At 74.2% G+C, this 7,748-nt stretch carries 10 protein-coding genes; 7 read left to right on the plus strand and 3 right to left on the minus strand.

The window, feature by feature from the left end; genetic code table 11:
* Positions 1-13: 13 nt before the first annotated feature.
* The 5 genes from gcvT (at position 14) to DNL40_RS09480 (ending at position 3,155) form a co-directional block, all read left to right on the plus strand.
* Positions 14-1,192, plus strand: coding sequence for a glycine cleavage system aminomethyltransferase GcvT (gcvT, locus tag DNL40_RS09460; protein WP_111250992.1), 1,179 nt, complete (start codon positions 14-16; stop codon positions 1,190-1,192).
* A gap of 47 nt (positions 1,193-1,239) precedes the next feature.
* The gene (gene gcvH / locus DNL40_RS09465; protein WP_111250993.1) at positions 1,240-1,608 is read left to right on the plus strand and encodes a glycine cleavage system protein GcvH; all 369 of its coding nucleotides are present in this window, start codon (positions 1,240-1,242) and stop codon (positions 1,606-1,608) included.
* 316 nt (positions 1,609-1,924) lie between these two features.
* Positions 1,925-2,167 carry a helix-turn-helix domain-containing protein gene (locus DNL40_RS09470; RefSeq protein ID WP_111251022.1) on the plus strand — a complete coding sequence of 81 codons (243 nt, stop codon included), beginning with the start codon at positions 1,925-1,927 and terminating at the stop codon, positions 2,165-2,167.
* 209 nt (positions 2,168-2,376) lie between these two features.
* Positions 2,377-2,862 carry a (deoxy)nucleoside triphosphate pyrophosphohydrolase gene (locus DNL40_RS09475; protein WP_111250994.1) on the plus strand — a complete coding sequence of 162 codons (486 nt, stop codon included), beginning with the start codon at positions 2,377-2,379 and terminating at the stop codon, positions 2,860-2,862.
* 44 nt (positions 2,863-2,906) lie between these two features.
* A complete protein-coding gene (locus DNL40_RS09480; protein WP_111250995.1) occupies positions 2,907-3,155 on the plus strand; it encodes a DUF2630 family protein in 249 nt (82 codons plus the stop codon).
* Positions 3,156-3,251: 96 nt separating this feature from the next.
* Here DNL40_RS09480 and DNL40_RS09485 read toward each other — a convergent pair whose 3' ends face one another.
* Positions 3,252-4,886, minus strand: a complete 1,635-nt coding sequence (locus tag DNL40_RS09485; protein ID WP_111250996.1) for an MFS transporter — start codon at positions 4,884-4,886, stop codon at positions 3,252-3,254.
* Between the two features lie 245 nt (positions 4,887-5,131).
* On the opposite strand from DNL40_RS09485, the gene DNL40_RS09490 reads away from it, so the two are divergent.
* Entirely contained in the window at positions 5,132-5,350 is a 219-nt protein-coding gene (locus tag DNL40_RS09490; protein WP_111250997.1) for a hypothetical protein, read from the plus strand.
* Between the two features lie 78 nt (positions 5,351-5,428).
* Here the strand turns inward: DNL40_RS09490 and DNL40_RS09495 are convergent, their stop codons facing one another.
* A complete protein-coding gene (locus tag DNL40_RS09495; RefSeq protein ID WP_111250998.1) occupies positions 5,429-5,911 on the minus strand; it encodes an Hsp20/alpha crystallin family protein in 483 nt (160 codons plus the stop codon).
* A gap of 411 nt (positions 5,912-6,322) precedes the next feature.
* Complete coding sequence (locus DNL40_RS09500; RefSeq protein WP_111250999.1) at positions 6,323-6,952, minus strand: flavodoxin domain-containing protein; 630 nt, start codon at positions 6,950-6,952, stop codon at positions 6,323-6,325.
* A gap of 175 nt (positions 6,953-7,127) precedes the next feature.
* On the opposite strand from DNL40_RS09500, the gene DNL40_RS09505 reads away from it, so the two are divergent.
* Positions 7,128-7,748 (plus strand): NYN domain-containing protein (locus DNL40_RS09505; protein WP_245885807.1); only part of this gene is annotated, 621 nt, incomplete at its 3' end.

Here is a 7,748-nt window from a genome sequence, read left to right on the forward strand (position 1 = left end):
GAGAGGAGCCTCGGTGACCGAGGAGCTGCAGGACAAGAAGACCCCGCTGCACGACGAGCACGTGGCCCTGGGGGCCGCCATGACCGGGTTCGGCGGCTGGCTGATGCCGCTGCGCTACACCTCCGACCTGGCCGAGCACCGCGCGGTGCGCGAGGCGGCGGGCCTGTTCGACCTGTCGCACATGGGGGAGGTGCACCTCGAGGGTCCGGGCGCCGGTGCCGCCCTCGACCACGCCCTGGTGGGGGCCGCGTCCGCCATCGCCGTCGGCCGCGCCCGCTACTCGATGATCTGCGCCGAGGACGGCTCCGTCCTCGACGACCTCATCGTGTACCGCCTGGGCGACGAGCACTTCCTCGTCGTGGCCAACGCGGGGAACGCGGAGCTGGTCGCCCGCGAGCTGGTCGCACGGGCGGCCGGGTTCGACGCCGTCGTCACCGACCGGTCGGCCGAGACGGCGCTGGTCGCGGTCCAGGGCCCGCGTGCGGAGGAGATCGTCGCGGCGGTGACCACGCCCGGTGACGTCGAGGCCGTGCGCGCGCTGCGCTACTACGCGTCGGCGCCCGTGACGCTGCGCACCGGCGACGCGGGCGCCGGGGGAGAGGTCGCCGTCCTCGCGGCGCGCACCGGCTACACCGGCGAGGACGGGTTCGAGCTGTTCGTCCCCGCCGAGCACGCGCGCGCCCTGTGGGCGGCGCTGCTGGCCGCGGGAGAGGGGCACGGCCTGGTCCCGGCCGGTCTCTCGGCCCGCGACTCGCTGCGCCTCGAGGCGGGCATGCCGCTCTACGGCCACGAGCTCGACACCACCACCACGCCCTACGAAGCCGGGCTCGGGCGCGTCGTGCGGCTCGACAAGGTGGACGCCCAGGGTGCCCCCGTCGACTTCGTCGGGCGTGCTGCCCTCCAGGCCCGCAAGGACAGCCCTCCGGCCCGCGTGCTCGTGGGCCTGCGAGGCCAGGGCCGGCGCCCCGCCCGCGCGGGGTACGACGTCGTCCGCCCGGACGCCGACGGCGCGCCCGGCGCCAGGGTGGGCACGGTGACCTCCGGGGCGCCCTCGCCGACGCTGGGGTACCCCGTGGCGATGGCGTACGTGACGCCGGAGGTGTCCGCCGAGGGCACCGAGCTGGCGGTGGACGTGCGCGGCCGCGCCGAGCCGTTCGTCGTCGTGCCGCTGCCCTTCTACCAGCGGTCCTGACCCCTACCCTCGTCCCCAGCGGACCCGACCCCACACAGGAGCCACCGATGGCCAGCTTCCCCGAGAACCTGCAGTACTCCCGCGAGCACGAGTGGGTCGACGACGCCAGCCCGGCGACCGTCGGCATCACGTCTGTCGCGGCCGACGCCCTGGGCGACGTCGTCTACCTCGAGCTGCCCGAGGTGGGCACGGAGATCACCGCCGGCCAGGTGGTGGGCGAGATCGAGTCCACCAAGTCGGTCTCGGAGCTCTACTCGCCCGTCACCGGCACCGTGGTGGAGGTCAACACCGCGGCGGCGGACGACCCGGCCACGGTCAACGCCGACCCGTTCGGCGCGGGCTGGCTCTTCAAGGTCGACGTGACCGCCAAGGGCGAGCTGATGGACGCCGCGGCCTACGCGGAGCTCGCGGAGTGACACGTGCCTGACCTGCGGTGACCCACCGTCCACGACGACGGCCCGGAGCCTCACGGCACCGGGCCGTCGTCGTCTCCGGGCGTCTCCGCAGACGGTTTGCCGGGGCACCCTCCTACACGAGGCAGCGCCCGTCCGCGGGCGGCGAGCGGGTGAAAGATCGGGGTAAATCCGCAGGTCAGAGGGGTGCACTTAAGAAGTCACGAAAATCGGGTGAGATCTGCGTCATGAATCGGGTGGAGGGCGCTCTTACTGGTCAGCAGCACATCGCAGGCAGGCCATCCCCGAGGCCGGCCGGCTGCTGATGAAGGAGCACGACATGAGCATCATCGAGCTGGAGCGCACCGCCCCCGTCCCGCCCGCCGCGCCCCTGACCCGCCGCGAGCAGGTCGTCCTGTCGAACCTGGCCGAGGACGTCACCCTCGAGCAGATCGCGACGAAGCTGTTCGTCACGCGCAACACCGTGAAGTCCCAGGTGCGCAGCGTCTACCGCAAGATCGGCGTCTCGACGCGCGCCGACGCGGTGGCGTGGGCTCGTCAGGCGGGCATCACCGCCCTCTGAGCCAGCTCCCGCGCCGGCCTTGGAGCAAGGCCTGGCGCACCGCAGCCTTCCGTCGTCGCCATCTTCCCCGGACGCGACGACCGCGGGAGGCGCCCGGTGCTCACCCCAGCGCACCGGGCGCCTGCCCCGCAGGCTGGCCTCGGCGCGTCGTCGACGGCGTGACCCGTGACGGTCACGCGCAGGTCACGCGCCGGTGGCAGACTCGGTGCATGACCCAGCGCCCTCTGCCGGACCTCGGGCCCGACCTCGGCCCCGCGCCCGTGCGCGCGCCCGACGGGGTCGCCCGGCGGCTGGTGGTCGCGGCCGCGATCGTCGACGACGTCGCACGGCCCACCTGCCTGCTCGCCGCCCGCCGTTCGCGGCCCGCCGAGCTCGCGGGCCGGTGGGAGTTCCCCGGCGGCAAGGTGGACCCCGGTGAGACGGCCGTCGAAGCCCTGCACCGTGAGCTGCGTGAGGAGCTCGGCGTGACCGTCGAGCTGGGTACCGAGGTGACGGGACCCGACGACGGCGCGTGGATCATCACCGACCGGCACGTGCTGCGGCTGTGGTTCGCGCGCGTGGCCGACGGTGTGCCCGCCCCGCTGGTGGAGCACGACGAGCTGCGCTGGCTCGACGCCGGCTCCCTGTTCTCCGTCGACTGGCTGGACGGAGACGTCCGTATCGTCGCTGCGCTCGAGGCGCTGCTCGCCCCCTGACGGCGTCCGCTGCGACCGCGCACGCCCCGGCTTAGCGTGGCGGCATGGCTGACGACGCGAAGATCAGGGAACGCATCGGCGAGCTCGAGGCGCAGCAGCGCACCCTGCGCGAGCAGCTCGAGAAGGGCGAGATCACGTCTGCCCAGGAGCGGGAGCGGCTGCACGAGATCGAGGTGGAGGTCGACCGGAGCTGGGACCTGCTGCGACGCCGTGACGCCGCCCGGTCGGCGGGCAAGGATCCCGACGAGGTGGAGCCGCGCTCGCAGAGCACGGTGGAGAACTACCTCGAGTGACCGCTCCCGGCAGCGGCCGCCGCGACAGGAGGGCCTGGGGTCGGCGGCACGTGCTGCCGACCCCAGGCCCTCCTGTCACGCCCGAGACGCGGAGCGTCAGGCGCTGGCGGTGACCGGCTCGCGGGCCGCTCGGGGGAGAGGCTCCTCGGCGACGGCCTCGACGGCCTCGACGGCCTCGACGGTGCCCTCCACCGCGCCGGACTCGGCCTCGGTGGCCGACGGCGCCGCCATGGACGCCTCGCCGTCCAGGGTGCCCGCCTCGGTGTCCTGCGCACCCTGGTCAGCCGTCTCGGGGCTCGGCTGCTCGGGAGCGTGCACCGTCTCGGGCCGGACCTTGCCGGCGGCGAGCAGGCTGACCACCATCGCGGCGGTGATGACGAGCAGGGCGTGACGGATGCCCCACGCGTCGGCGAGGAGGCCGAGCACCGGCGGGGCCGACAGCGACGCGATGGACCCGAAGGAGCCCACCACCGACACGCGGGCGGCAGCCTTGGTCGGGTCGTCGGCCGCGGCGGCGGTGCCCACCGGGTAGGCGAGGGCGGCGCCCATGCCCCACAGCACGATGCCCACCCAGGCGAGCGGGAGGCTCGGGGCGAGCCCGAACGCGGCCAGGCCCACGAAGGACGAGATGCCCGAGACGCGCAGCACCGCCACGCGCCCGTACCGGTCGATGAGCCCGGCGCCGAGCAGACGGACCGCCAGCATGGCCACCACGAAGGTGCCGTAGGCGACGGCCCCGACGGCCTCGCGGGTGGCGAACCCGTCGACGACGGCGAGGTTGAGCCAGTTGGCGGCGGCGCCCTCGGAGAGGGACGCGGCGAGGATGACCAGGCCGATCAGCAGGGTGCGCGGCTCCGTCCAGGCGCGCAGGGCGCTGCGGCCCGCGCCGCGGTGGGTGCCGCCGTCGGGCGCCGCACCGCCGGACGCCTGCCGGGTGGCGCGCTGCGGCGCGTCCTGGAGCGCGGTTCCGGGGGTGATGAGCACGGCACGCCCGGCGGTCACCAGGAGGGCAACGCCGACGATGTGCCAGGTGACGTGGAGCTGCAGCGCCGAGGTCGTGGCGGCCAGGGCGCTGCCCACGGCGGCACCGATGGAGAACGAGGCGTGCACGTGGGGCAGCACGGCCTTGCCGAGCATCTTCTCGACCCGTGCCGCCTCGAGGTTGATCGGCACGTTCGTGGCGGGGCCGGCGAGGCCGTTGAGGAGGATGCCCGCGGAGAACAGCGGCACGGACCCCAGTGCGACGCCGAGGCCGATCAGGCTGAAGCCGACGAGCGCACCGAGCATGCCGGCACGCAGGGTGGTCCGGCTGCCGAACCGCACGATGACGGTGCCGATGAGGGTGACGCCGACGAGCGAGCCGACGGCGCCGACCACCAGGAGCAGGCCGAGCGAGCCGGCGGAGACGTCGAGCCCTTCGCGCACGGAGGGCAGGCGGCCGAGCCAGCTCGTGGAGATGATGCCGAAGAGGCCGAACATCCCGACGAGGGACCAGCGGGCGCGCTGCACGGTGGCGTGGTGGCCGACGGGGGCGGCGGGCCGCAGCCGCTGGGGGCTGAGGCGGTGCAGGGGGCGCTCGGCGCGGTGGACGCGGAGCTCCTGGCGGCCCTGGCGCCGGGAGCTGCGCAGGCGGCGGGCGAGCCGGGGGGAGCGGCCCGGTGCGGGCGTGCGCTCGTGGTGGTTCTCGGGCTGGGACGGGTGGGCTGCAGAGGGCTGCGGCGTGGAAGGCAAGGTGAAGCTGCTCGCGGGTGTCTCGTGACGGCTGGAGGGGGCGCCTGGGCGGGGGCCGGCGCGAGCGGGGACCGGCAGCGGTGACACCGCCGTCGAACGATCCTCGAAACGTTTTGACGAAACGATTCTAGGGGAGGAGGCGGCGGAAGCCCAGCACCTAGGGCGGAAAGAGACTCAACTCACCCGGGCCCTCGCGCCTGGCGCCGAACGGGCAACTCCCGGTGTCGAACGGGTAAGTTGGCACCATGAGTGACTTCCAGGTGGCCCGGCGCCAGAAGCAGGAGCCCGGCATCGTGCTCTTCGGGCGCGTGCTCGTGGCGTTCGCGCTGTTCGTCGGCGGCGTGGTGATGATCGGCATCGGCGCGACCGACGAGGTCCAGCTGCCGTGGGCGTGGTTCGTGGGCGGCATCCTCGCCTTCGGCCTCTCCTACGGGCTGCCGATGCGCACCGCAGGGCGCAGCTGACACGACGACGGACGGGGCGGGAACCACCAGGTTCCCGCCCCGTCGTGCGTGCTGCGGCCGCGACGTGCCGCAGCCCGCTCAGCCGGCCGTGGCCGGCTCGACGGAGCCCTGGCCGGCGGCCTGCTCGGCACCGGGCTCGATCGAGCGGGGCGTGCCCGCGTGGGTGACCTCGATGCGGCGCGGCCGGGCCTCCTCGGCCACCGGGATGGTGAGGGACAGGACGCCGTCGGCGTACGACGCCGAGATGCGGTCGAGGTCGAGCCCTCGACCCAGGGTGAGCTGGCGGGCGAACGTGCCGGCCGGTCGTTCCCGCACCAGCCACTCGGCGTCGCCCGAGCGCGGTGTGCGCTCGGCGCGGACGGTCAGGGTGCGGCCCTCGGCCGAGACGTCGATCGTGCCCGGGTCCACGCCCGGCAGGTCGACGGCCAGGACGTAGTGGTCGCCCTCACGGAAGAGGTCCATCGGCATCGTGGCCGCGCCCCGTGCGGCGCCGGACAACGTGCCCGCCACGGAACCCACGAGGCGGTCCATCTCGGCGAACGGGTCCCAGTAGGTAGCCATCACGCATCACCTCCTCGTCACACCGGGTCACCCCGCGCGACCCGGTACGCGATCACGGCTACACCTCATGTATTAGCACTCTCGGTCATCGAGTGCCAAGAGGTCCTCGACCAGGACCCGTTCGCCGGAGGCGATCAGGCCACCCTCACCTCACGACGGTGAACGCGACGGTCTCCGTGAACTGCCGTCCCGTGCGGTCCGTCGCCGCACCGTGGCCACGTGCGTCCCGGCCGCGAGGTCCTGCGGCAGCGGCAGGCGCCCTGGCGGTCCTGCGGCAGCCCCGTGTCCGAGAAGCGGTTGCCCACGATGTCCAGCGTGGTCCCCCCGGGCGGGTTCCCGCCCTTGCCCGGGCGGCTCGTGGCCGCGTCCGTCACGCGGCCCGGCCGGGTGACGGACGGCGAGGAGCGGTCCTCAGCGGGCCTGCTCGGCCCGGCCGCGCAGCTCCGCGGCGATCTCACGGGCCCACGCCGCGATCTGGGCCGTGTTGCGGAAGTCGCCGCTGTGGGAGCGCGCCACCGCCTTGGCGATCACGCCGGGCGGGTTGGGGCTCAGGCGCCCGCCGAACGTCCGGTGCCCGACGGCGCGCAGCGCGGCGGCGATCTCTCCCGCCTGGCGCACGGTCGGCAGGTCGTGGTCGTCGGCCGTGGTGTCGAGCGGCCCGCTGCTGAACATCCACAGCGGCCGGTGCCGCAGCACCGAGGCGTGCCGCCGGGCGAACGCCCGGGCGTCGCGGTGCCAGCGGCCGGTGTAGACGGCGCCGCCCAGCACGACGGCGTCGTATCCCTCGGCGCTGACCACCTGACCGGCGTCACGCAGGTCGACGTCGAACCCCTCCTCCCGCAGCGTCGCGGCCACCACCTGGGCGATGCCGGCGGTGCCGCCGCGGGTGCTGCCGAACGCGACCAGCACGTTCGCCGGCTGGGTGGGGCGGAGCGTCGGGGACGACGTCGCGCTCCGTTCGCTCGTGCCCGGCGCCCGGACCGGGGTGGTGGCGGTGGCCCGTGGTGCGGTGGCCCGTGGTGCGGTGGTGGCTCTGGTCATGGCGTCAGCTCCTCGGTCGCACGGGCCGGCTCGTCGTCGAGCAGGCCGTGCTCCCAGCCTCGCCCGGCGGCGAGGCCCCCGGAACGGGCCTCCGTCCCGCGCCGCACGGACCTTCGGCCCTCGGCACGGGGCCGTCGTGGCCGCGAGGGCGCCCGCGGGGCCGTACGGTGGCCGCATGGATACCGAGGAGCGCCTTGCCGTCTTCATCGACTACGAGAACCTGGCGCTCGGCGCCCGCGAGCACCTGGGCGGGATGCAGTTCGACTTCGGACCCATCGCCGACGCGCTCGCGGTCCGGGGTCGCATCGTCGTGCGCCGCGCGTACGCGGACTGGTCGTACTTCGACGAGGACCGCCGCGCGCTGACGCGCCACCAGGTCGAGCTCATCGAGATGCCCCAGCGCATGGGGGCGTCCCGCAAGAACGCCGCCGACATCAAGATGGTGGTGGACGCGATCGAGATGGCGTTCGAGCGCGAGTACATCTCCACGTTCGTCATGTGCACGGGGGACTCTGACTTCTCCCCGCTCGTCCACAAGCTGCGCGAGCTCAACAAGCGCGTGATCGGCGTCGGCGTCGAGAAGTCCACCTCCCGCCTGCTTCCCGCCGCGTGCGACGAGTTCCTCTTCTACGACCGGCTCGAGGGCGTCGACGTGCCCGACGCCGAGGAGGCCCGCCCCAGCCGCAGCGCCGCGAACCGCAAGCGCGGCAAGGGCCGCCAGCCTGCCGCCGAGAAGACGCCCGAGCCGGTCGTAGAAGAGGAACTCGTCGCACGCGGCGGGAAGCAGGCGGGAGGT

The sequence above is a fragment of the Xylanimonas oleitrophica genome (assembly GCF_003244315.1).
Classification (GTDB): Bacteria; Actinomycetota; Actinomycetes; order Actinomycetales; family Cellulomonadaceae; genus Xylanimonas_A; species Xylanimonas_A oleitrophica.